This window comes from Bacillus sp. CPT56D-587-MTF, assembly GCF_058792335.1.
The window spans coordinates 4,482,905-4,506,691 of record NZ_JBYTEF010000001.1; the positions used below are offsets into that span (position 1 = coordinate 4,482,905).

A 23,787-nucleotide genomic window follows, 5' to 3' on the forward strand; every position below is an offset into this window, starting at 1 on the left:
TGCACAAGGCTATTTTCAATAGTTTTTAATAATTAGCAGCAATATCCGCCGTAGCCGCCAGCATAACCGCCGTAACCACCATAACCACAACCGCCGCCTCCGCCGAAGCAGCTAGCACCGATGATAATTAATAAAATAAACAATACGATTAGAAGCGCAAAACCGCCTCCGCAACCATGTCTGCGGTTACAATCATCATGTCTGTGTTCACACTTTTCGCTCATTACCCTATTCCTCCTTTAGTATCATTCATAACAAGTTCACCTTGCTCTAAATGAGGGGATTCCATTTATATTATGTTTTCAGGGCGAATAAGAAGCTTGGCTTACCTAAAAACGGGCTTGTTTTAGGAATTGGGCTTTATTAAAAAGCGAATGAGCCTTATCCAGATGTAAGCATAAAACATTTGACATACTCTTAATTTCTTACTAATATTTAATTGAATGACCAATCAATTTTTTGATTATACATTCAAATCATATAAATTAGGAGTTGAATAGCGTGACTGATTCTTTTATTGCAGAGGCTAGGCGTGAACAAATTATTCTTGCATGTATTGATACATTAGAAGAGGTTGGATATAACAACTTAAGCTTAACGAAGGTAGCAAAAAAGGCTAAGATTAGTACCGGACTTATTTCTTATCATTTTAATGATAAGCTTTACCTTATGAATCGCACATTACAATTTTTAGTTGCCAAGCAACATGAATTTATTAGTAATCGAGTGCTATTAGCTCAATCTGAAATAAATAAACTAGAGGCTTTTATTGAAGCGCATTTGGCTTATCAAGAAACTCATTACAAAAATAATATTGCCTTAATTGAGATTGTCTTTAATGCAAGAAATGAAGAGAACGTTCCTTATTACAGAATCGAAGACGACGAAGAGGAGGATGCTCTTAGAACGATGTTATTAGATATTTTGAAGACTGGTCAACAAAATGGCGTGTTTTCCGATTCTTTCCAAACCGACACATTAGCTTCATTTATTTTAGGAGCAATCGAAGAAAGAATGCTGAAGGCAAATTCATCTATATCCATAGAAAATTACTCAGATGAGCTCATAAAAATGGTGAAGAAACTCACTGTTTAAAACATGCCTTGATTAAAAAAATATATATGAAAGGATGAACTACACATGAAAAAGGCATCTGTCATTGGATTAGGTTTTTTAGAAAAATTACTTGCTATAGTAAGCCCAATCCTTTTAGGAATTATTGGATATTTTTCACCTAAATTAATAGAGATTATAAAAAAGATTCCTCTCTTTTCTGATTCAAAAATTATAGAACTTTTAAATTTTATTAATCCCTTCTGGCTTCCTATTATCCTCATGCTAATTGGTGTTATTGCAGGAATTTTATTTTCTTTAATTATTTATAGTGAAGCTTTAAAAATGAACATTACTTCGGAAAGCATTCACGTGAATAAGGACGATCAAAAGAAACAAATCACCAGATTAAATGTAAAAGCCGTTTTTGTAGATAAGCGTCAAGTGGTTATCATTGATCAAGAAGACCGAGAATGGTTACGTGAAACATCTGACATTACCCCAAGCAAAATTAAAGATACTTTCTTAATGCACGGCTTCCCCTGGGTGGAACAAGATTCTTATAAACATGAGTATAGCTTATGGAAATTAGAGGATGAGCGATTTAATAAAAGCATAAATACTATTTTGTATGAAAGACGCAATGCCCTTCGAGAAGGAAACTCTAAAAAAAAGAAGCATTTACGCAAAGATTTGAATGAGCTAGGAGTCTTTGTCAAAGACGATGGAGAAGATCAGTATGTCCGTTCCATTAAGTAATAGAAAGCACAAAAAACGAATAAAACCTACAGAGAAATTACATTTCCTCTGTAGGTTTTATTCGTTTAAATCTGATCTCCTCTCCTAAAGAAACATATTCAACAAAAGAGCAAAACCAAATGCAATAAATGATAACAATGTCTCGAGTACCGTCCACGTTTTAAACGTTTCCTTCACCGTCAAACCTAAATACTCTTTTACAAGCCAGAACCCTGCATCATTTACGTGAGAAAACATTAATGAACCTGCACCGGTTGCAATAACGAGAAGCTCTAAATTCACACCAGACATGTGCTGAATAACTGGTGAAACAATCCCTGCTGCTGTCGTTAATGCTACTGTAGCTGAACCTGTTGCAATTCGAATTAAACCAGCTACCATGAAAGCTAATACGATTGGTGATAACGAAATATGTTCTGCCATTTGTGCAATAGCTGTTCCAACGCCGCTTTCAATTAATATTTGTTTAAATCCACCGCCTGCACCAATTATTAAAATAATAGAACCGACAGGCAATAAACTTTCATCTGTTAATTTTTTAATCATCTTTTTATTAATACCTTGTTTGATACCAAGTAAATAAAATGCTGCGAAACATGAAATAAGTAAGGCGATTACTGGACTTCCTATAAACACGAAAAATTCAGTCAATTTTTTCGGTAATGAAATATATGGTGCAACTACTGATAAAATCATCAATACAACTGGTAGTAAAATAATAAAGAATGAAACTTTACGACTTGGCAAATCAGTTGAGACAGTCGTAACCCGAATAAGCTCTGGTTCATTTTCAGGTATCACCCTTTTATGTACCCACTTTGCAAATATCGGTCCTGCGATAATGGCTGTTGGTAACGCGATAATTAATGAATATAAAAGTACCTTTCCTAAGTTCGCGTTATAAATACCGATTGCTGTCATCGCCCCTGGATGCGGAGGCACGAGCCCGTGAACAATAGATAATCCTGCAATGACAGGTAACGCAATTAATAATATATTTTGCTTCGTCGTTTTTCGAATGGAAATAACAAGTGGTAATAAAATGACGATCCCCACTTCAAAAAACACTGGAATCCCTATAACAAATCCTGCAAATAACATAGCCCAAGGTAGTTTCTTTACACCGAAAAATCGAATAAAGAAATCTGCCACTTGCATGCCGGCCCCTGAATCGGACATCATTTTCCCTAAAATTGTTCCGAGAGCTAAAATACCAACTAAATGCCCTAGTACACTACCAACACCAGTTTCATAGGCAGTCACTATTTTCGTTAAGTTCAGTCCAGACATGATAGCTAAAAACAAACTCGCAACTATTAAACTAATAAATGCATGCCATTTCCACCATGATACCCCTAAAATAACAATCGCAATTGCAAGTAACGTGACGATTAATAAGTATATATCCATCTCCCATTCTCCTTACTTTATAAAAAAAGAGGGAAAATCCCCTCTTTTTTATACGTCATAATTCACTACATAATGCTGCATTTCTGTATTGTAGTAGCCTTCGCTATATTCAATTACTTCGCCAACTTCATCGTAAGAATAACGCATGCGTTTTAATAGCGCTGTCCCCTCTTTTTCACCTAGCGCTTCTGCAACGAAACTAGGCGCGAGTCCAACAGCGAATTCATCTCTGAAGTTTTCTAAATGAATACCTCGGTCTTCAACTAAATCATAAAGCGATTGCAAGTCAAAATCCGATAAATCTGAACTTGCCATTCCTGCTGAGAAATAGTGCGTATAATGAATGTACGGTGCATCATTTAACGTATATAAACGTTCAATACGAAAACTCTCCTTACCGAATAATCGAAATGGCACTGTTCCTTCTTCATTCTGCACAATTTCTGCTTTTAGCAATTTCTTCTGTACTTTATATCCTTCTTCCACTAACACTTCAGTAAATTTCTTACCCTTTGACAGTTTTGTCGCAGAAGTATTGCGGATGACTTTCGTTCCTTTACCGCTTTTCTTTTCCAAATATCCTTCTTGAGCGAGTTCTTTAATCGCATTTCGCACTGTAATTTTACTCACTTTGAACTCTTCTTCTAACTGCGGTTCGGAAGGGATATTCGTATGAATCGCATATACACCATGCAATATTCGATCACGAATAATATTTTTTATTTGCAAATATAATGGTCCTTTTTTTCTCGTTACGTTCACCGTTACACCCACTACCTTTCTACATCACCTACTGATGCCGTCATTGCCCGAAGTATATCCTTCTCTGATGACATTGGCGTATCACCGACGATTGTATGTGCTAGCATTCCAGCTGCTGACGCAAATGAAACAGCTTTCTCTGGTGCGAACTCTTTTATCTCGCCATGAATAATTCCGCTCGTATAAGCATCTCCAGCACCTATTCTATCATATACAGAAAACGTAAGTGTTTTTGCAAAAGTGAACGTTCCATCTTTACATATAAACCCGCGAAGCGAATGTGTATTATCACTGTTAATAGAGCGATGAGTACCAGCGATTGTAGCGATATGATACGTTTCAGCTACCTTTGGAATAAGATCAACAAGTTGCGCCTCTCGCTCCGTTTCTTCGGTTTTTATTCCTAAAACAAACATTGCATCTTTTTCGTTCATCATAACGATATCAGCAAGTCCCAGCATTTCTTCATAATGCGGTTTTGCCTGTTCATATCCGTCTTCTCCCCAAAGTGATGGACGATAATTACAATCAAAAACGACGGTTCCTCCGTTTTCTTTAACTGCTCTCGCTAAAGACTTCATATGATGGCGCACCGTATCATTCATCGCAAGTGTAATACCGCAAAAATGAACGATATCAATTTCCTTAGCAATTTCTTCAAATTGGTATATCTCTTCAGACGCCGTATTGAAGCTACTTTCTAGTCGATTCGAATACGTAACGCGGCTTGCACGTGCACCGAATCCATTTTCTAAAAAATACATACCTACATATTTACCACCTCTTGAAACAAGAGAAGTTTGAATTCCTAACTTTTGAATGTAAGATACAGCTGCATCTCCAACCGAATTTTCCGGTAAAGTTGAAATAAGAAGCCCTTCATGCCCTAAGTGAGAAAGTGCCGCTACAACGTTCACACCTGTACCTGAAAATGAGTAATTTAACGTGTTAGCTTGCGACAACAATTCATATCCAGGTACTTGCAGGCGCATCATTACTTCGCCGAACGCTGCAATTTTCTTACGCATATTGATCAACTAGCTTCTTCACGACTGCTAATAATTCACGCACATCTTCTACTTTCGTGTTACCAGTTTCTTTATCAATAATAGAAGAGTACACGTGCGGGATAACTTGCTCTACATTTGCCTCAAGCGCAATACGTACAATTGTTTCGAAGTTTTCTTTATCAATTCCGCCTGTTGGCTCTAATGCGAATCCTTCTTCCGCACAAGCTTTCGCAACTGCGCGATATTCTTCTTCATGGGCTAGCCCTTTCATCGGGAAGTACTTCAATGAATTTCCGCCCATATCACGTACAAGTGCAATCGCTGTTTTAATTGGAACGATTGCTTTTTCTTCTCCAGCCGCACTAATTGGGCCAGTAGAAATATTTACGTAACCTACTTTTCCTGTTGGCGATACTAAACTATTAATCCAGCTATCTTTTTCGCCAAGATTTGCACGTGTCGCTCCAACTGAAGGAAACACTTGGTTAATATGGCTACCAGGATAATGCTTCGCAATTTCAGCCACAACTGCCGCTTGGCGATTATCTCCTGCGCCTAGTCCGATTGATACAGCGTCATCAATTTCTTTTCCATATGCTTTCATAGCTGTAACAGCTTCTTCTACTGTTGGATAGTCTTTTGATAACACTCCCACTACTACATAACCTTCTGCTGCTTCAAAAATATCTTTCGCATTTTCTATATTGTTTGCCAATACATTTAATGCTACGCGGCCTTTATAAAAACGTTTTTGAATGTTTGTCATTTTAGTTTCCCCCTACAATTTCTCTCATTTTTTCTTCAATTACATGTATGTCATCACCTTGAAGTGGACGTGGATCGATATCAAAGAACCCTTGTCTTACTCCGTAATCACGTGTGTAAATTGCAATTTCCCCGTCGCGTAATGCAGCCACAACGTCTTTTGCCGATTTATTTAACTCTTTTTCGTTAATATGAATACGTGCTCTAAAGATTGCTCTTCCAGCTTCATCTTGAACGATCGTTACATTTACACCATTTAATTCTTTTAGCGGCATAAGTACTTGTAGCAATTCTTTTTCTTGCTCGCTCTTATCTTCTTTTACTCCGTACTCATCAAGTGCTTGAAGTAAACCAAAAGTTGTTTCTTTCCCAACTTTCATGCTTCTTCCGATACAATGTAATTGCACTTTCAGCCATTCAATATACTTTCTTTTACCGCCCACAATACCAGAAGTAGGTCCTTCAATTGCCTTTGAACCGCTATAAATAGCAAGATCTGAATACTTCACATATTTTTGAATGTCTTCTTCAGCTGCTGCATCCACGATAAGCGGTACTTTATTTCGCTGCGCAACTTCCCATGCTTCTTCAACAGAAATCATATTTTTTTGCACTGCATGATGTGATTTCACATACAGAATCGCTGCTGTATTTTCACCAATTGCATCTTCAATATGCTCTGCTTTCCCTTCATTTGCATAGCCAACTTCTACAAGTTTACCGCCGCCTAAGTAAATCATCGTTTCAACAGGAGCACCGTATTGAACGTTATGACCTTTTAACATAATCACTTCGTTTTTCGCGATTACTTCTTGATGAAGTCTTTCACTTTTACGGCGATTTCCTTCTGTAACGATACCAGCGATAGAAAGCGCAATTCCGCTCGATGCTGAATTCACAACGACCGCTGCCTCTGAATCTAGAATTCTCGCAATATGGTCTCCTGCTTTATCTACTAAATCAGCAATTTCCACATAATTTTGTCCACCATGTTTCATCGCATCCATTACCGTATCTGTAGGAGCAGATACACCTAAAATACTCATTCTACCGCTCGCATTAATTACTCTTTTTAATCCGTACTTAGCATTCAATGAATGACCCATTAATTACAACCCCTTTCGTATCAATCCTTCTTTCAGCAATGCGCTGATCCCCTTCTGAATCAATTAACGTAACCTTCTCATCTTTAACCGTAAATAAAGTTAAGTTTGCAATATCTCCTTCTTGAATACGGCCAAGCTCTGGTTTCTTAAGCCACTCTGCCGCATTTTTCGTAACCGCATCAATCACTTCTTCTAGCGGATAACCTAAGTAAAGGAATTTCGAAAGAACATGAGCCATACTATACACTGGACCGTGTATACGATTCTTTCGGTAAATATCTGTACTAATTGTATGAAAGGCAATACCGTGACGCTTCGCCGCCTCTGCTACTTTAAAAGAAAAACTAGCATTACCATGACCAACATCTAAATGTACGCCGCGATTCACTGCATCTAGTAACACAGGTAGCGGTTTTCCTTCTTCATCAAATAAATTATTTTCTTTCCCGTTTAAGTAATGTGTAATAACATCATCTTTTTCTAAAAGAGGTACAACTTCCTCAATGCGAGGAGGCGCTGAACCGATATGTACCATAATCGGTAATGATGTTTCACGGGATAAAGAGCGCGCTACATGCAGCGGTTCAATTCCACTATCACAAACGACGCTTTTACTCATTCTCGCCTTTAACCCAACGATTACATCTTTATACTTTTCTACTACTTCTATTACTTTCTCTTTATCTATCCATTCCATATTGGATAATTCATCAATTCGTTTCAAACCGATGCGAGAAATATTTAAAAAGGCAAATAAATTTGTCTTTGCCTGTTCTCTACTTTTTACTAAATCTGCAATGCGATCAGCTCCGCAGCTACCCGCATCAACAATTGTCGTTACCCCTTGCTTAACGCCAATTTCATCCACTTCATCGCCATACGGATCAAACTCTGGAAAAGCATGAACGTGTAAATCAATCCAGCCACTCGATACGTAAGTACCAGAGCAATCAAGAATCCTTCCACCCTCGCCAGCACCAGCTTTCGTCACCTGTGCGATTTTATTATTTTCAATTACAATGTCAATCTCTTCCCCGTTCACACGTTTCACATTACGTAGTACGAATCGTTCTGTCATTGTACTTCCACCCTTTTCTATAAGAAGCCATAAGAATACGCTTACATTAAAGTTTCATTTTTATATCTCTTTCACACGTTTAGCGTAACACAAAAAAAGGGAGAAGTAAATATAACGTTATAATGTTTAAAAGCGAATAAAAAGATGCTCCTCCAAAATGCTAATAGTATAGGAAATTATATCAACGATTTTTTGAATATATCTATCATAACTTACAATATATCAACGATTTTTCAATTATATCTATCATAACTTATAATATATTAACGATTCGACAAAGAATATCGATTTACCGACAAAAAACGTCACTTCCTTTCTTATATAAGAAAAGGCTGTCCCAAATGGCACAGCTTTTTTCTCTATTCCTGAACCGTCACAATAACCCCATCCATATTGTTCCCGGAAATTTCATACTGCTTGTTTGCTGGAACGTTCACTTTCATATTCTCAGAAACTTTATAATAAGAAACAGTATATTTCTTACCTTCAACTTCAGTTGAAATCTCTTTTTCCTCTTTTAAAAACTCTAAATATTCCTCTAGTGTGAAATTCTTTTTTTGCATAATTGCGCTATGAGGTAAGCCTACATAACGTATATGCCATGGCTCATATTGAATGCCTGTAATGTTACTTTTATTTTTCGGATAACGTAATACAAAGCCATGCTTCCATACGTTCTCTTCAATCCATTTTCCTTCAGGCGCTTTCTCCATTTTCTTTTGAGTAGACCCAATGTCCAGTGATAATCCTAAGTTATGTTCACTGTATCCTGCTGGAAGTGCATAATCAGATCCCATTCTCTCATATAGCTGTTTTTGCTCTTGGAAATCTCTATAGCCACTACTAATCAAAAAATGGTTAACACTTTCTTTTCCAGCCGCATCGACAACGTTCAAAAACTTTTTCACAACATCCTTTGATAAACGAAGATTTCTATCAAATATTACATAGCCTCTCACTAATTCACTATTATGATTTACATTTATAATATCAGACCTAATACTATCTTTTTTTACTGGGTAATCCCTGTTAACTAATAATAAATCGCCCTTATAAATTTGTTCCTTCGTAATCTCTTTCCCATCGGTGTTTGCCGCCTTTACTAGCTCATCTTTCCCGACAATTTTAACGTCGATTTCCTTTTGAAATAACGGTGATATATAAACGCCTACACATACTGTGCATACTATAAAAAAAGAAATAAATACCCACTTTTTCATTTCTAGTTCCTCCTTAACGTAACTTACGTATAGAATAGAAAAAACTATTAAAATAAAAAGTGGGGTAAAGTTTAAATTTTTATTAAATTGTTACATTCTCGTCTTTTGGCAATCGTACTTCAAATATCGTTCTAACTACATTGCTCTCAGCAGAAATCGTACCGTTATGTTGCTCGACAATATTTTTCGCAATAAATAGTCCAAGGCCTGTCCCGCCACGGTTCTCAGTTCTTGCTTTATCACCTGTATAGAACATATCAAAAAGATACGGTAAATCTTCTTCCGGGATGCTATCTCCGTAATTCATAATTTGTACGACAACTTCTCCATTATCAACATACCCATTCATATCAACAAATTGTCCATCATAGCCGTAACGAACGGCATTTGTTAACAAGTTTTCAAATACTCTAGCTAACAATTTTCCATCACCGTGCATCGGTAAATGAGGAGCCACATTCAATCTAGCTTCTAAATGATGTTTTTCTAATAACGGATACAATTCCTCCTCTAACTGTATAAGCAACTCACTTATATCAATCGGCTTTTTATCCAGATTTAGCATGCCATAATTCATACGTGTAATTTCAAATAGCTCATCAATTAAACTTTCCAGTCTTTGCGATTTTGTATATGCAATTGTGGAGAAATGTTTAATTTGTTCTTTTGTTAAATTTTCATCTTTAAGAATTAAATCTAAATATCCTAACACGGATGTTAATGGTGTTCTTAAATCATGAGCTAAATTCACAACAAGCTGATCTTTACTACTTTCAGCAAAGTCTCCTCTTTCAACAGCTTCTTTTAACTTTTCACTTGCAACATTTATTTCACGCGCGATATTTCCAAACTCATCATTTGATGAAACTTGAACTTTATTCGTAAAGTTACCGTTCGCAAGATGATGAATCCCATTAGAAATTTCATCAAAGTATTTTAAATACGGTTTTGTCAAAAAGAAGAAAAAGATAATAGATAACGGAATAAAGAAAATTAAAAAGAAATTAATGTCTCCAAATTCCCTTACCATTGACCTAAATTGTGCTAAAGGCTCTTCGTAGCGAACCATCGTTTTATAATACAGCTGCAATCCTTTATAAATTATATAAGTTACAGTTGCTGCAAGTACCATACTTAACGCAAATAAGGCAATCATTTTAAACCGAAAACTTTTCATCATATTAGCCATTAAAAGTATAACCTACTCCCCACACTGTTTTTATTAATTTATCCTTTCTTTTATCTTCTCCAAGTTTCTTCCGCAACGTACGAATATGTACCATTACTGTATTTCCACCTTCATAATAATCGTCTGCCCATACGTGCTGAAAAATATTTTCTACATTGTACACTTTCTTCGGATGACTCGCTAATAAATATAAAATATCAAACTCTTTCGGCGTTAATTCAATTTGCTCACCATATACATCAACCGTCCTACGCTCGGGATTAATTACGACTCCGCCTAGTTCTAAAGCTGATTTACTCTCCGCTACTTTCGGTTGATTTAACGTAAAAAACCTACGCAGTTGTGCATTTACACGTGCAACTAATTCAATCGGTGTGAAAGGCTTCGTCATATAATCATCCGCGCCTAGTACAAGACCTGTCACCTTATCAAAGTCCGAAGTTTTCGCGCTTAAAAAAATAATCGGCATATGATGTTTCGTGCGAATTTGACGCGTCACCTCATACCCATCCATTTTCGGCATCATAATATCTAAAATTACCAAGTCGATTGGCTGCGTTTCAATAATATGAATTGCCTCTTCTCCATCAGCTGCTTTCACGACGTGGTACCCTTCTTTTTCTAAATGTATCTCAATTAAATCAGCAATTTCTGCCTCATCATCCGCTATTAAAATTGAAATGCGCTTCATTTTACTCCCCCTTTTTCATTCCATTTTTATACGCTCGATTGTAAACTAGTCTATCCAATTTGTACAATACAAAAAGGCTACTCGTTAGAGTAACCTTGGTAAATAAAATTATATCAGCGATTTTCCAATTATATCGACCGTAACTCAAATTATATCAGCAATTATTGAAATATATCGACTTACCGACAATGAACGACAAAATCCTCTCGCTATTTGCGGGCATCCTAATGAAACTTCCATTTACCGCTCAAACACAATCCGCTGCTTCGTAATTTCTTCCAATCTTCCGCGATCTACTTCATACTCAGCATCAACGCTTTGCGGCACCATCACTTTCCCGCCCTCAAGCATCACTTCCGGCCAAATAATATCCTGCTCCCAATGTCTACTAGAAGCAGATATATCTCCTGGAATCGTAAAGTTAGGCAATGACGCAAGAGCAACATTTTGCGCTCGTGAAATCCCCATCTCTACCATACCACCGCACCAAACGGGTACGTTATGTTCCATACAATAATTATGGATTTGGATTGATTCTGTTAATCCGCCCACTCGCCCTGGTTTAATGTTCACAATTTGGCAGCTGCCAAGCGTAATCGCAACGCGTGCATCTTCTAAACTATGAATACTTTCATCTAAACAAATCGGCGTTTCAATTTTCTTTTGCAATTCTGCGTGATCAAGAAAATCGTAATCCGCTAACGGTTGTTCAATCATCATTAATTGGAATTCATCTAGTCGTTTTAGCCTCTCCGTATCCCCTAATGTATATGCTGAGTTTGCATCAGCCATTAACGGGATACCTGGGAACTCTTTACGAATCTCTTTCAATAATTCGTAATCATGCTCTGGCTTTATTTTCACTTTAAAACGCTCGTATCCTTCTTCCGCGTACTTCTCGATTTGTTTTAACATAACTGGAATCGTATTAAGGCCAATTACAACGCCGACTTCAATTTCAGACTTCGTTCCGCCAAGCAATGTCGCTAGCGATTTCTTTTGACGCTTCGCATATAAATCCCAAACAGCCCCCTCTATTCCGGCTTTTGCCATTCGGTTTCTTTTTATATGTTGAAATAGACCCGGTACCTCATTCGGATGAGAAATTTCAGCCTTTAATAAATCAGGTATTAAAAAGTCTTGCAGTACATGCAGCGCTGTCTTCACCGTTTCTTCCGTATACCACAGTTCAGAGAATGCAACGACTTCCCCAAATCCAATGTACCCGTCCGTATCCTCTAATTCAATAACGATACTCTCACGCTTTTCGTAAGTCCCGTAGCTTGTAGCAAACGGGATTACGAGTGGCATTTCCGTTATATACAGTGTCGCTTTTTTTATTTCCACCTACATCTCCTCCACTAATTGTCTTAACTCTCGTCTTAACAATTTTTTCGAAGCGTTACGTGGTAATTCCTCTAAGAAACATGCTTTCTTCGGCACTTTATATTTCGCTAATTTCTCCTCGCAAAAATGAAGAATTTCTTCTTCTGTTACCGCCCCGCTTTTCACAACAAAAGCAGCTGGTACTTGTCCCCATTTGTCGTCAGACATACCGACAACGCCAGCTTCCGCTACTGCCGGATGGGAGAGTAACACTTCTTCAATTTGAGCTGGGTATATATTCTCTCCGCCAGAAATAATTAAATCACTGCGGCGATCTAATACGTATAAAAACCCTTCTTCGTCTAAATAACCGAGGTCGCCAGTATGAAGCCATCCGTTTTGAATAGTCTCTCGTGTCGCATCTTCACGGTTAAAGTAACCGCCTGTTACGTTCGGTCCTTTTACTACGATCTCGCCTTCTACTAACGGCGGTACTACTACGCCATCTTTTTCAATACGAAGTTGGCACTGAAATAGTGGTTTTCCAGCTGATCCTACTTTCGTTAACATGTAATCTGCGGATAACGTACAAATTTGCGAAGATGTTTCTGTCATACCGTACGTTTGATATACAGGAATTCCTTTTTCTACACATGCTTCTAATAGTGGTTTTGGCGCTGGTCCTCCGCCAAGTAACATGCATCGTAAAGAAGATGGATATGTCTCTGCCCCAAGTCGCTCTAATAAATCAGTTAACATTTTAGAAACGACAGAAATAATTGTTACTCCTCTCGTTTGAAGTGCTTTATGAATAAAATCAGCATCATATTTCGGAACAAGTAAAATACGCATGCCATACATAATGTTTTTCATTAAAAGAGATAGCCCGCCAACATGGAACATCGGCATGCAGGCTAACCAACAATCATCATCACGAAGTCCTAAATTAAACGACGAACCGACTGCGCTTGCCCAATGATTGCCGTACGTTAAAATAACGCCTTTCGGTTTGCCTGTCGTCCCAGACGTATAAATAATTGTCATCGCTTCTTCTAAAGAAAACTCTTCTTGTATAGAGGCTTCCTCTTTTGGTCCATTCATCACTTCGGCTAATGAATAAACAGGAACATCTTTAGCATCAAAATCTTGATCCGTTACTAAACAAACAACTTCAGCATCATCCATTTGCCAAAGTAGCTCTTCTCTTGAAAGACGCGTATTTAAAAGCACAGCTACTGCACCTACATAAGATAGGGCGTGAATAACTGTAATCATCTCCATACTATTTTTCATCAGAACAGCCACCTTTTGCCCTCGCTCCACTCCAACATGCGTGAGGTGTTCACAAACAGATACTACTTTTTCATGCAGCTCCATAAAAGTAACTTTCTCTTCCTCTATTTCAATTGCAGTGCGATCTGGTGTTAAAAATGCACGTTGCATTAACCAATTTGGCATCGTCTCCATCATTCATTCTCCTTTCATGAAAGAAAGAGACTTGATATGATATCAAGTCTCTTAGTTGTTTTGTTTCCGGTTTGGTCTTATCCAGCTACGCCTCCTAGCCCCTTCCGTCTAAGAACCTTCCGCACGAGAAAGTAAAAAACACTTTCTGTGCGAAAGAACCTTAGCCTACGAGGCAAAAAGCGCCTCTACGTCAGGAGTTCCAACGCCCTCTTGTTCTAAGCAAGCCGCTTCCGCTTTTGGTTTGATCACGGGAAACGAGGGAATTGACCGAAGTCCGGACTGCGTTTTTCTTTGAATGCGTCGCGACCTTCTTTTGCTTCGTCAGTTGTGTAGTACAATAACGTTGCATCTCCAGCTAGTTGTTGAATACCAGCTAGACCGTCTGTGTCTGCGTTGAATGCAGCTTTTAGGAAACGAAGTGCCATTGGGCTGTTTGCTAAAATTTCTTGTGCCCATTGTACTGTTTCTGCTTCAAGCTCTTCTAATGGTACTACAGTGTTTACTAAGCCCATATCAAGTGCTTCTTGAGCGTTGTATTGACGGCATAGGTACCAAATTTCGCGAGCTTTCTTGTGGCCTACCATACGAGCTAAGTAACCAGCTCCGTATCCACCGTCAAAGCTTCCTACTTTAGGACCTGTTTGTCCGAATACAGCGTTGTCTGCAGCGATTGTTAAGTCACATACGATATGAAGTACGTGTCCACCACCGATTGCATAACCTGCTACCATTGCGATAACTGGTTTAGGAATTGCGCGAATTAGACGTTGTAAGTCTAATACGTTTAGACGTGGGATTTGGTCATCACCTACATATCCGCCATGACCGCGAACTTTTTGGTCGCCGCCAGAACAGAATGCACGTCCACCTTCACCTGTTAAAATGATAACGCCAACATTTGCATCATCACGAGCTTGTGCAAAAGCGTCGATTAACTCCATTACCGTTTTTGGGCGGAATGCGTTATGTACTTCAGGACGGTTAATCGAAATCTTTGCGATACCATTGTATGTTGAATAAATAATATCTTCGTAATTGCCTTCTTTTACCCATTCAATAGCCATTACAACTACCTCCTTGTATATTTCTGATTTCACCTATAAGCGTGGCTTCCTTCTTGCTGAAAAAAGTATCACTGCATAGTTTTTAGAAATCCCTTTACTATTGTATCAAACTTTTCCGGTTGTTCCACATGAATTGCATGGCCAGCACCATGAATTTTGACAAATTTCGCATCAGACATGCATTTTTCAATATTTTTTAATATACGAAAGAACTTTTCATCATACTCTCCGTTCATTAAAAGAACAGGTATTTTTAAGTTTTTCAGCTCATCCCACCATGAAGGCTGAGCCCCCGTTCCCATGCCCCGCAAGCTATTTGCGAGCCCTTTTGGGTTGTTAGCAAGTCGTTCTTTTCGCACCGCTTCTTGTACGTTTTTTGCTAAACGTTTTTGCGTTTCAAAAAGCGGAATATTTTCCCACATGGATACAAAACTTTCTATGTCTTCTCGCTCAATTTTATCGGCAAGTCGATCATCTTTTTCACGACGTTCTTTTCTATCTGCTTCGTTTTCGAACCCAGCTGTACAATTTTCTAATAAAAGAGAGTGTACATAATCTGGATATAGACATGCCATCGTAATCGCCAATCTACCGCCCATTGAATAGCCAAGTATATGTGCTTTTTCAATATGAAGGTAATCTAATAGTTCTTTCATTTGCAATGCCACATTTCGGATATCATAATGCGCAACATCTTCAGGACTCTCCGTCTTTCCGTGCCCAACAAGATCAACTACAATAACTTGAAACTGCTCACTCCATGAAGAGATAAAAGAACGCCACGTTTCCATGCTTCCCGTAAAACCATGAAGAAGTAGAAGTGGTTCCCCGCTTCCGACTACTTCATATTCATACGATACACCTTGCAGCGTTACTTTCATTTTGATTCACCTTGTAAAGATGTAGTAATTACGTCCATCGTTTTTGCCCATAATGTACGGTGCAATGTTAAGTTCTCATCACGATTCGTACAAATTTCCACAACGTGTAAACCTTCTGTCGTCGTTCCTTTTCGAACTTCTTCTCGGAATTGCTCCCAACCATTTACACGGCTAAATGAACCGCCGTACATTTTGACAACATGCTCATAATCAAGTCCAATTGGTGTTCCAAATAATGATTCAAAATGTTCCTTTTTCTCATACTGTGGTAAGAATGAGAAAATACCCCCACCATCATTATTTACAACGACAATTGTTATATTTAATTCATGTAATTTCGCTGCTAACAGTCCATTTAAATCGTGATAAAATGATAAATCACCAATTACTAATACAAGTGGGTCGCAAATAACGCTTGCTCCTAGAGCTGTCGAAATGATTCCATCAATACCATTTACACCACGGTTTGCCATCACATGGATGTTTTTATCCGATGTGAAGAAGAATGAGTCTGTATCACGAATTGGCATACTATTGCTCGCAAATAACGTTGCGTCTTCTGGTAATACGCGCACAATATCTGTAATAACCTTTCCTTCAAATGCAGTTTCATATGTTTCCATTTCACGAAGCGTTTCCTTCGTTTTTTCGTTTATATGTTGCCACATTAGGGACCAATCATTCTTTTTCATAACTGGCATTTTTTCTATTAATGCCTTGCAGAATTCAATGTCACTTGCTTGCACAACTTCTGTCGCAACAAGAGCTGGATCTCTCCATTGTCCTGATTCATCGACAACGATATGAACTGCTTTTGTTTGTTTTTTTATGAACTGCGTTAATGATTTAGAAACAGGCATACCACCAAAGCGAATTAAAACGTCCGGTTTCCATGTTTCTTTTAACTTTTCATTTCGTAAAAATGTATCATAACAGTCAATTACCATCGTTTTATCGTGGTGTCCGCTACGAATATTAGAAAGTGGGTCTGCTAATATAGGATAGCCAGTTTTTTCAGCTAGTTGCGTTGCAAACATTGCAATTTCTGCATGACTATCATCTCCACAAATAATAAGCCCCTTTTCCATATGTGAAAGGCGCCCTACAAGAGAATCTACATATTCACTCGGCATCACCGCGTTTCCTTGCTGAACTACTCCTGTATATTCACTACGTCCTTTATCCCATAAGCTTTCTAGTGAGAAATCAGGGATAAGTGGCTCGCGAACTGGAAAATTAAGATGAACAGGACCCTGCGGCGCTAAACAAGCATTTGCTACTATACGCTGCGTCGTCATACGAGCGTAATGATACATCGCTTCACTTGCTTCTGGCAGTGCCATCTCTGTAAATTGTTTCACAAAAGTACCGTATAAATTAAATTGATTCATTGCTTGTGGTGCACCAACATCCCTTAATTCATGCGGTCTATCCGCTGTTAAGACGATAAGTGGGACCCTTGAATGAAAAGCTTCACATACAGCTGGATAATAGTTCGCTGCTGCTGTTCCTGACGTACATAATAATGCTACTGGGCGTTTTTTTGCTTTCGCAATACCGAGCGCGAAAAATCCTGCTGATCTTTCATCCACATGTAAATATGTGTTCATTCCTTCGTGTTGTTCCATTAGTAAAGCAATCGGCGTTGACCGTGAGCCTGGACTAATGACAACATCACATACATCTAGACGCGTCAGTTCATCCACGAACGCGCCTAAATAATATGATAATGCTTCTATATGATTGTTCATTTCATTAATTCCTCCAAAGCACCAAGCATCGGTCTAAACTTCAAACTTGTTTCTTCATATTCAAGCTGCGGGATTGAATCAATTACAATACCACAACCGGCAAATAAGGATGCTTTCTCGCCGTTTAATAATCCGCAGCGCAGCGCAACCGCAAATTCACCATTTCCTTCATCATCTATCCAGCCAATCGGTGCACCATACAACCCTCTGTCTAACAATTCAACATCACGGATCAGTTTCATCGCTTCCAAACGAGGTGTCCCGCCAAGAGCTGGTGTTGGATGTAATTCTTCTACCATTGTTAAAAGACTCGCATCGCCTTTTGCTTCTACAGGCGTATATAAGTGAATTAAGTTTTTCGTTGTTAATAAACCTGGGCTTTCCGGAATATTAACGTATTCGCAATGTTCATTTAGTACCGAGCGGATCATGTTAACAACATACCCATGTTCAGCTAAATTCTTTTCATCATGAAGAAGCGCATTACTATTTCGCTTACTTTCTTCTATAGAATGACCATGACCGATTGAACCCGCAAGACACATCGATGTAAATTTCTCATCTTCTTTGCGAATTAATCTCTCAGGCGTCGCTCCTAAGAAGCATGCTCCTTTATAATCAAAAGAAAATACGTAACAATCCGGTTGACCAATGCGAAGTGCTTCTAAAACAAGAGCAGAATCAATCGAATGATTCATCTCTACTTTTAGTTCCCTCGCCAATACAACCTTCTGCACGTTACCCTGCTTCATCTCATCTTGTACTTTTTCAATTGCTTTCATCCAGCCTTTCGGATCCACTTCTACTTTAGAAATAACAGTCAATTTCGATCCGTTTAGCGCACATTTACTCTCTCCCAAAATCTTCTCTTCTAAAGAAATCATTTCGTTAGAAAGAGTTTCTGCACAATCTGTTGCTGAAACAAATGTATTCATCGTTAACCATGCTTTTTCATTTTTTACAGTTAATAAAAATGCTGGTAGTGAAAATGTCGTATCTTTAAATTCTTTCCATAGGTCCGTTTTCTCTTTTTCTGGATCAAATGAAAAACCACCAAATAAAAGCGGACCCGTTCCAAATTCATATTCATCTCTTTGGACAAATGCATTCTCTTTTACTTTCTCCCACTCGTCGCGAGCGGTTTGAAAGCGCTTATGAGAAGAATTTGCTATAGTGAAAACAGAGCCAATTCCTGCAAATATTACATGCTGAGCCGGGTCTGCAAAATAACATCTATTTTCGAATGAAATCCTTTTTCCTGCTGCATAGAACAGAAGCGGATCCACCCAGTCTATTTGTTTTACAAAACTAACCAATGTTTTTTCGTTAGTTGCACGCTTGATAGCTGCAATAAGAACTTCTTGCAAGCCTTTTTGTTTCGTTTGAATCACAATTGTCTCCCCCCTATGGGCGAAAAATAGTCATAATTACGCTTGATTTTAAGATACACCTCAAACGAAAGGCCTGTCAACGTTTAGCATTTCTGAGAAATTCACCTTCTCTTCCTAGAAAATAAACGTTGACACTAAATGATGCTTTTTCTACACTTAGTTGTGTACAATATGTGACCAAAGGAGGATTCAACATGGAAATGAACGTCAAAACGAATTCCTCTCCTACGGCGCCAAAGCCAAGTAAGCAAACAGGCTGGCGCATCTGGTGGAGTTTACTACGTCCCCATACATTAACAGCCGCTTTCGTACCTGTTTTCATCGGAACAGCATATTCGATGCAGGTCGGAGGTATAAATCAAATACATCTTCCTCTTTTCCTTATGATGCTTCTTGCTTGTCTTCTCATTCAAGCAGCAACAAACATGTTTAATGAATACTTTGATTATAAAAGAGGACTCGATCACGAAGGTTCAGTTGGTATCGGCGGCGCTATCGTTCGCGATGGCATTCAGCCAAAAACAGTGCTTAACTTAGCATTTGGATTTTTCGGCATCGCAATACTATTAGGTGTTTATATTTGTATAAATTCTAGCTGGTGGCTTGCTGCAATCGGTCTTGTTTGTATGGCCGTTGCTTACCTTTATACAGGTGGCCCACTTCCAATTGCATATACACCATTTGGAGAGTTGACAGCCGGATTATTTATGGGTGTCATTATTATTGGGATTTCATTCTTTATTCAAACTGGAACTGTAACATCAGAAGTCATTTTACTATCTATTCCAAGCTCCATTTTAATTGGTGCCATTTTACTAGCCAATAATATTCGTGACTTGGATGGCGATAAAGAAAACGGTCGTAAAACGCTAGCAATTCTCGTTGGACGCGAGCGAGCGGTTGGTGTACTTGCTTCGATGTTCATCGTTTCCTACATTTGGACAATTGCTTTAATTATCGTGGGCATCGTATCACCATGGATGCTTATCGTATTTTTAAGTGCGCCGAAAGCATTTAAAGCGACGAAAGGCTTTATCGGCAAAAGCATTCCGATGGAAATGGTACCTGCGATGATTGCAACAGCAAAAACAAATACAATCTTCGGTTTCCTAATGGGAATCGGATTATTACTTGGATACTTTCTATAAAAGGAGCTGCTTATGCGGCTCCTTTTTCATATCTAAAATTCATCTCATAATTCCTACTCTCAACGCTCATACTATGTAAAGAAACTGAATTGTAGGAAGGTGGACGACTATGTTAACTCCACAACAAGTAGGTCAATTTAAATCCATTTTAGAAAAACAAAAACAAGAACTAGAGCAAACGATACAAACTCATGAAAATACAGATCGTGCTTCTGAACGTGACTCAGTAGGAGAACTGTCTAGCTATGACAACCATCCAGGTGATATGGCTACAGAGCTATATGAACGGGAAAAAGACTTCGGGCTTATTGAACTTTGGCATAAACAGCTTGAGGACACGAAACATGCCTTGCAAAAAATAGAAGCGGGTACGTACGGCATTTGCGAAGTGTCTGGCGAAGAGATTCCATTTGAAAGATTGGAAGCAATGCCGACTGCTACAACATGCATCCAGCACGCGACAAATAAGTTAAATATGAATACACGACCAGTTGAAGAAGAAGTGTTGTCTCCTTCTTTCCACAAGCATGATGAGGACAATTCTGTTGAGTACGATGCGGAAGATGCGTGGCAAGATGTCGCAAATTATGGAACATCTGAAACGCCGTCTGATTTAGAAAGACAAGATTCAAAAAACTATAATGGCATGTATGTAAATAGTGAAGAAAACGTAGGCTACGTGGAGGATTTTGAAAACTTTATCGGTACGGATATGTACGGGAAAAACCCACAAGTTTTCGCTACAGAAGAGCATGAAGAATATGAACAAATGCTTGATGATTTTGAAGAACGTACCTTCAAAGGTGAATTATCTTCAAATGAATCTAGTTCCAAAGAATAAAAAAAAGCATTCCGAAAATCGGAATGCTTTTTATCGCTAGCTAATTAGTTTTTTGTAACGTTAGCAGCTTGTGGTCCACGGTTACCTTCAACGATTTCGAAAGAAACTTCTTGACCTTCTTCTAAAGTTTTGAATCCGTCACCTTGGATAGCTGAGAAGTGAACGAATACATCGTCTCCACCTTCAACTTCGATGAAACCGAAACCTTTTTCGCTGTTGAACCATTTAACTTTACCTGTTTGCATGTCATGTACCTCCTAAATAAAAATGAAACTATGAATCCACATGAAAAGGTGGATATAAAGGACATGAATGTATAACAAGCTTACAGCCTTTAATTCAACGTGCTTTATTTCCGTACCACATTATGTAGCTCAATAGTGATTTCACTATATCACGCTATATCCAAAACGTCAAATGAGAACACTTTCATTCCACCATTTTTTTATAATTTTAATATAATGTTGAATTTCCATATTCATATATTATCCCGCCATTTGTGGACAGCTTGATTGGCGGGAGCTGATAATCAGTTTTGGCTGGTTCCACTTTATTTGAAAATTAACAAAACTAAAGTATTCTAATCCTATTAAATTCTGTACAATATAAGTATCTATTACATACGAGGTGAAAAAAATGAGAGCACACGAAATCGAGTATAAGTTATATGGCGATGATATGCAGTTTGTTGAAATTGAGTTAGATCCAGAAGAGAGCGTGATTGCAGAAGCTGGCGCAATGATGATGATGGAAGATTACATAGAAATGGAAACAATCTTCGGTGATGGTTCTGGCCCATCTGGAGGTTTATTCGGAAAATTAATGGGCGCTGGTAAACGTCTCGTTACAGGCGAAAGTATGTTTATGACTGTATTTACAAATACAGGTCACGGCAAGCGCCACGTCTCATTTGCTGCTCCTTATCCTGGTAAAATTATTCCTGTAGATTTAACAGAGTATCAAGGAAAAGTAGTTTGTCAAAAAGATGCCTTTCTTTGTGCCGCAAAAGGTGTTTCCATCGGAATTGAATTTACGAAAAAAATAGGAACTGGTTTCTTCGGTGGTGAAGGTTTCATCATGCAGAAACTTGAAGGTGATGGCCTTGCTTTCATGCACGCAGGTGGAACTGTATATAAACGTGAATTAAAACCTGGTGAGAAACTTCGCATTGATACAGGTTGTCTCGTTGCTATGACAAAAGACATTAACTATGATGTCGAGTTCGTTGGTAAAGTAAAAACAGCTCTATTTGGCGGCGAGGGTTTATTCTTCGCAACATTAGAAGGTCCTGGAACAGTTTGGATTCAGTCCTTAACACTTAGCCGCTTAGCAGCACGTCTTACAAGCCCAGCAGCGCAAAGTACTGGCGAAGGTAGTGTATTAGGTGGACTTGGTCGTTTATTAGATGGGAAAGAGTAAACTGTGCCCTTATGTAGGCATGGCCATCAACTAATAAAATAATAAAATTAAAACACCCTTGCTTGCAGTAATGCAGTGAAAGGGTGTTTTAATTTACGTCTACAAACGAGAAAAAGCAGTTAAAATAAAGTAATAAGGTTTACTTCAGGAAAATAAGGTATATTATATTTGTTGAATAGATTCTCTTTAGAGACAAGAAAAGTAGGTGAACAAAGTGGGAAAATATCAATTGGATTCCAAAAGTCAGGTAGCTGTGGCAAAGTTCCATGAAAAACAGAAACCTGCCAAATTTGATAAAAAGCAACAACTTGAAAAATTGCGTACGGAGTATTTGAAAAAGAAGCAAAAACAAACAGATAAATAATACGTTTTGTTTTTCAAATTTTTCTGTATATAGTGTAAACAAACACAAGAAAATAGGTAAGTTATTCATCGTTCAAATATATACAGGCTATTTTTTCAAACCTCTTACTTATGCAACTAACGCATGCGTCAGTTCATTAAGAATAACTAAAAAAGCCGATTCCTTGAGATGAAAAAGAGTAAACAGTGCCCTTATCAGGCACTGTTTTATTTTGACCTTATAATTTCCTCCACTGATTTAGATAAGCGATACAAGCTATTCCCCACCTCCAAAAGAATGAATCAAGTTCCTCACTGCATATATTAAACTATACTTTTTCTTAAGGAGGGCTTCCTTAATGCGTACTCCTTTATCCTTTGATAAAGACACTGCCATACTGTTAGCTTCTTGTTGTGAGTTAACGTATGAACAATATAAACAAAATGGCATTTTCGAAATACCAGATGGTTTTCAATATGTACAAGGGTTTCAAGGAAAGGCCATTCAAACAACAGAATGGTTCGGATTTATATTAGAATCTGAGGATACAATTATTGTTGCCTTCAGAGGCACTCAAACAGATCCAGATTGGATTATTGATTCTCTCGTCAATCAAAAACCTTATCCTTATGCTTTAAATGGCGGAAATGTCCATAACGGTTTTCTCTCTATTTATGAGTCTTGTCGTGATTCTATTATGGATATGCTCGTATCATTGCCAGCACATAAAAAACTGCTAGCTACTGGGCATAGTCTAGGTGGCGCGCTTGCCACATTACACATATTAGATGCACGTATAAATACTGCCTTCGCACAGTATGGACTTTATACATTCGCTTCTCCAAAAGTAGGAGATATCGCTTTTCGAAATTATTATAAACTACAAGTAGCTAGTAGCTTTCGTTTCGTCAACTTGTTCGATGTCGTCCCACTTCTCCCTCCCCGAAACATAAATTTTAATGATCATGATTGGGAGTATGCACACGTCCATCACAACATGACATTTACAAAAAACACAAAATCCATTACAAATAATCATTCCATTACAACATACAAAACATGTCTGACTTCTCATTTTTAACCAGTAAACAATTGGAAATAAAATATTCGTAT

At 38.1% G+C, this 23,787-nt stretch carries 24 protein-coding genes; 7 read left to right on the forward strand and 17 right to left on the reverse strand.

All coding sequences use genetic code 11. The annotated features are described in order from the left end of the window. Window positions 1-32: 32 nt before the first annotated feature. Window positions 33-224 carry a YjcZ family sporulation protein gene (locus tag AC3WVZ_RS23150; protein ID WP_001290392.1) on the reverse strand — a complete coding sequence of 64 codons (192 nt, stop codon included), beginning with the start codon at window positions 222-224 and terminating at the stop codon, window positions 33-35. 277 nt (window positions 225-501) lie between these two features. Here AC3WVZ_RS23150 and AC3WVZ_RS23155 point away from each other — a divergent pair, with 277 nt between their 5' ends. Together AC3WVZ_RS23155 and AC3WVZ_RS23160 are read left to right on the forward strand one after the other, a co-directional pair. After that, window positions 502-1,095 (forward strand): TetR/AcrR family transcriptional regulator, encoded by a 594-nt coding sequence (locus AC3WVZ_RS23155; RefSeq protein WP_000132248.1) that lies wholly within the window; start codon window positions 502-504, stop codon window positions 1,093-1,095. 45 nt (window positions 1,096-1,140) lie between these two features. Further along, window positions 1,141-1,812, forward strand: coding sequence for a YqeB family protein (locus AC3WVZ_RS23160; RefSeq protein ID WP_233935460.1), 672 nt, complete (start codon window positions 1,141-1,143; stop codon window positions 1,810-1,812). An 84-nt stretch (window positions 1,813-1,896) separates the two neighbouring features. On the opposite strand, the gene gntP is transcribed toward AC3WVZ_RS23160, so the two are convergent. The 15 genes from gntP to AC3WVZ_RS23235 all read right to left on the reverse strand — a co-directional run bounded on the left by gntP (window position 1,897) and on the right by AC3WVZ_RS23235 (window position 18,923). Continuing rightward, complete coding sequence (gene gntP / locus AC3WVZ_RS23165) at window positions 1,897-3,222, reverse strand: gluconate permease GntP (RefSeq protein ID WP_233935462.1); 1,326 nt, start codon at window positions 3,220-3,222, stop codon at window positions 1,897-1,899. 48 nt (window positions 3,223-3,270) lie between these two features. Then, the gene (locus AC3WVZ_RS23170; RefSeq protein ID WP_000539278.1) at window positions 3,271-3,996 is read right to left on the reverse strand and encodes a GntR family transcriptional regulator; all 726 of its coding nucleotides are present in this window, start codon (window positions 3,994-3,996) and stop codon (window positions 3,271-3,273) included. After that, complete coding sequence (locus tag AC3WVZ_RS23175) at window positions 3,996-5,012, reverse strand: sugar kinase (protein WP_001227516.1); 1,017 nt, start codon at window positions 5,010-5,012, stop codon at window positions 3,996-3,998. Before AC3WVZ_RS23175 ends, AC3WVZ_RS23170 begins: the two co-directional genes overlap by 1 nt. After that, window positions 5,005-5,760, reverse strand: a complete 756-nt coding sequence (gene dagF, locus AC3WVZ_RS23180; protein WP_000181907.1) for a 2-dehydro-3-deoxy-phosphogluconate aldolase — start codon at window positions 5,758-5,760, stop codon at window positions 5,005-5,007. Before dagF ends, AC3WVZ_RS23175 begins: the two co-directional genes overlap by 8 nt. 1 nt (window position 5,761) lies before the next feature. After that, on the reverse strand, window positions 5,762-6,865 hold the full coding sequence (locus AC3WVZ_RS23185; RefSeq protein ID WP_000510099.1) for a DgaE family pyridoxal phosphate-dependent ammonia lyase: 1,104 nt from the start codon (window positions 6,863-6,865) through the stop codon (window positions 5,762-5,764). Next, complete coding sequence (locus AC3WVZ_RS23190) at window positions 6,843-7,943, reverse strand: amidohydrolase/deacetylase family metallohydrolase (RefSeq protein WP_233935464.1); 1,101 nt, start codon at window positions 7,941-7,943, stop codon at window positions 6,843-6,845. The genes AC3WVZ_RS23185 and AC3WVZ_RS23190 overlap by 23 nt, the downstream gene beginning before the upstream one ends. A gap of 359 nt (window positions 7,944-8,302) precedes the next feature. Continuing rightward, the gene (locus tag AC3WVZ_RS23195) at window positions 8,303-9,163 is read right to left on the reverse strand and encodes a M15 family metallopeptidase (protein ID WP_233935465.1); all 861 of its coding nucleotides are present in this window, start codon (window positions 9,161-9,163) and stop codon (window positions 8,303-8,305) included. An 82-nt stretch (window positions 9,164-9,245) separates the two neighbouring features. Further along, window positions 9,246-10,352, reverse strand: a complete 1,107-nt coding sequence (locus AC3WVZ_RS23200; RefSeq protein WP_000002604.1) for a sensor histidine kinase — start codon at window positions 10,350-10,352, stop codon at window positions 9,246-9,248. Continuing rightward, window positions 10,345-11,043 carry a response regulator transcription factor gene (locus AC3WVZ_RS23205; protein WP_000822489.1) on the reverse strand — a complete coding sequence of 233 codons (699 nt, stop codon included), beginning with the start codon at window positions 11,041-11,043 and terminating at the stop codon, window positions 10,345-10,347. The genes AC3WVZ_RS23200 and AC3WVZ_RS23205 overlap by 8 nt, the downstream gene beginning before the upstream one ends. Before the next feature lie 240 nt (window positions 11,044-11,283). Next, window positions 11,284-12,390 carry an o-succinylbenzoate synthase gene (gene menC, locus AC3WVZ_RS23210; RefSeq protein WP_233935466.1) on the reverse strand — a complete coding sequence of 369 codons (1,107 nt, stop codon included), beginning with the start codon at window positions 12,388-12,390 and terminating at the stop codon, window positions 11,284-11,286. Further along, window positions 12,391-13,836, reverse strand: coding sequence for an o-succinylbenzoate--CoA ligase (locus AC3WVZ_RS23215; RefSeq protein ID WP_233936595.1), 1,446 nt, complete (start codon window positions 13,834-13,836; stop codon window positions 12,391-12,393). Between the two features lie 245 nt (window positions 13,837-14,081). After that, window positions 14,082-14,900: a 1,4-dihydroxy-2-naphthoyl-CoA synthase gene (gene menB, locus AC3WVZ_RS23220; RefSeq protein WP_000963881.1), complete on the reverse strand. Its 819-nt coding sequence runs from the start codon at window positions 14,898-14,900 to the stop codon at window positions 14,082-14,084. A 68-nt stretch (window positions 14,901-14,968) separates the two neighbouring features. Continuing rightward, window positions 14,969-15,781, reverse strand: a complete 813-nt coding sequence (menH, locus tag AC3WVZ_RS23225) for a 2-succinyl-6-hydroxy-2,4-cyclohexadiene-1-carboxylate synthase (protein WP_065382418.1) — start codon at window positions 15,779-15,781, stop codon at window positions 14,969-14,971. Then, a complete protein-coding gene (menD, locus tag AC3WVZ_RS23230) occupies window positions 15,778-17,532 on the reverse strand; it encodes a 2-succinyl-5-enolpyruvyl-6-hydroxy-3-cyclohexene-1-carboxylic-acid synthase (protein WP_033696567.1) in 1,755 nt (584 codons plus the stop codon). Before menD ends, menH begins: the two co-directional genes overlap by 4 nt. After that, the gene (locus tag AC3WVZ_RS23235) at window positions 17,529-18,923 is read right to left on the reverse strand and encodes an isochorismate synthase (RefSeq protein WP_000616738.1); all 1,395 of its coding nucleotides are present in this window, start codon (window positions 18,921-18,923) and stop codon (window positions 17,529-17,531) included. Before AC3WVZ_RS23235 ends, menD begins: the two co-directional genes overlap by 4 nt. Window positions 18,924-19,117: 194 nt before the next feature. Between AC3WVZ_RS23235 and AC3WVZ_RS23240 the strand changes: the two genes are divergently transcribed. After that, window positions 19,118-20,071 carry a 1,4-dihydroxy-2-naphthoate polyprenyltransferase gene (locus AC3WVZ_RS23240; RefSeq protein WP_000425766.1) on the forward strand — a complete coding sequence of 318 codons (954 nt, stop codon included), beginning with the start codon at window positions 19,118-19,120 and terminating at the stop codon, window positions 20,069-20,071. A 109-nt stretch (window positions 20,072-20,180) separates the two neighbouring features. Continuing rightward, window positions 20,181-20,912, forward strand: a complete 732-nt coding sequence (locus AC3WVZ_RS23245; RefSeq protein WP_000957396.1) for a yteA family sporulation protein — start codon at window positions 20,181-20,183, stop codon at window positions 20,910-20,912. A 44-nt stretch (window positions 20,913-20,956) separates the two neighbouring features. On the opposite strand, the gene cspD is transcribed toward AC3WVZ_RS23245, so the two are convergent. Then, window positions 20,957-21,157, reverse strand: a complete 201-nt coding sequence (gene cspD / locus AC3WVZ_RS23250; RefSeq protein WP_001193054.1) for a cold-shock protein CspD — start codon at window positions 21,155-21,157, stop codon at window positions 20,957-20,959. A gap of 391 nt (window positions 21,158-21,548) precedes the next feature. Here cspD and AC3WVZ_RS23255 point away from each other — a divergent pair, with 391 nt between their 5' ends. The 3 genes from AC3WVZ_RS23255 (at window position 21,549) to AC3WVZ_RS23265 (ending at window position 23,755) form a co-directional block, all read left to right on the forward strand. Further along, complete coding sequence (locus tag AC3WVZ_RS23255; RefSeq protein ID WP_001201257.1) at window positions 21,549-22,331, forward strand: TIGR00266 family protein; 783 nt, start codon at window positions 21,549-21,551, stop codon at window positions 22,329-22,331. A 214-nt stretch (window positions 22,332-22,545) separates the two neighbouring features. After that, window positions 22,546-22,695 carry a hypothetical protein gene (locus AC3WVZ_RS23260; RefSeq protein ID WP_000521639.1) on the forward strand — a complete coding sequence of 50 codons (150 nt, stop codon included), beginning with the start codon at window positions 22,546-22,548 and terminating at the stop codon, window positions 22,693-22,695. Window positions 22,696-23,032: 337 nt separating this feature from the next. Further along, complete coding sequence (locus AC3WVZ_RS23265; RefSeq protein ID WP_001260111.1) at window positions 23,033-23,755, forward strand: lipase family protein; 723 nt, start codon at window positions 23,033-23,035, stop codon at window positions 23,753-23,755. The last annotated feature ends 32 nt before the right edge of the window (window positions 23,756-23,787 follow it).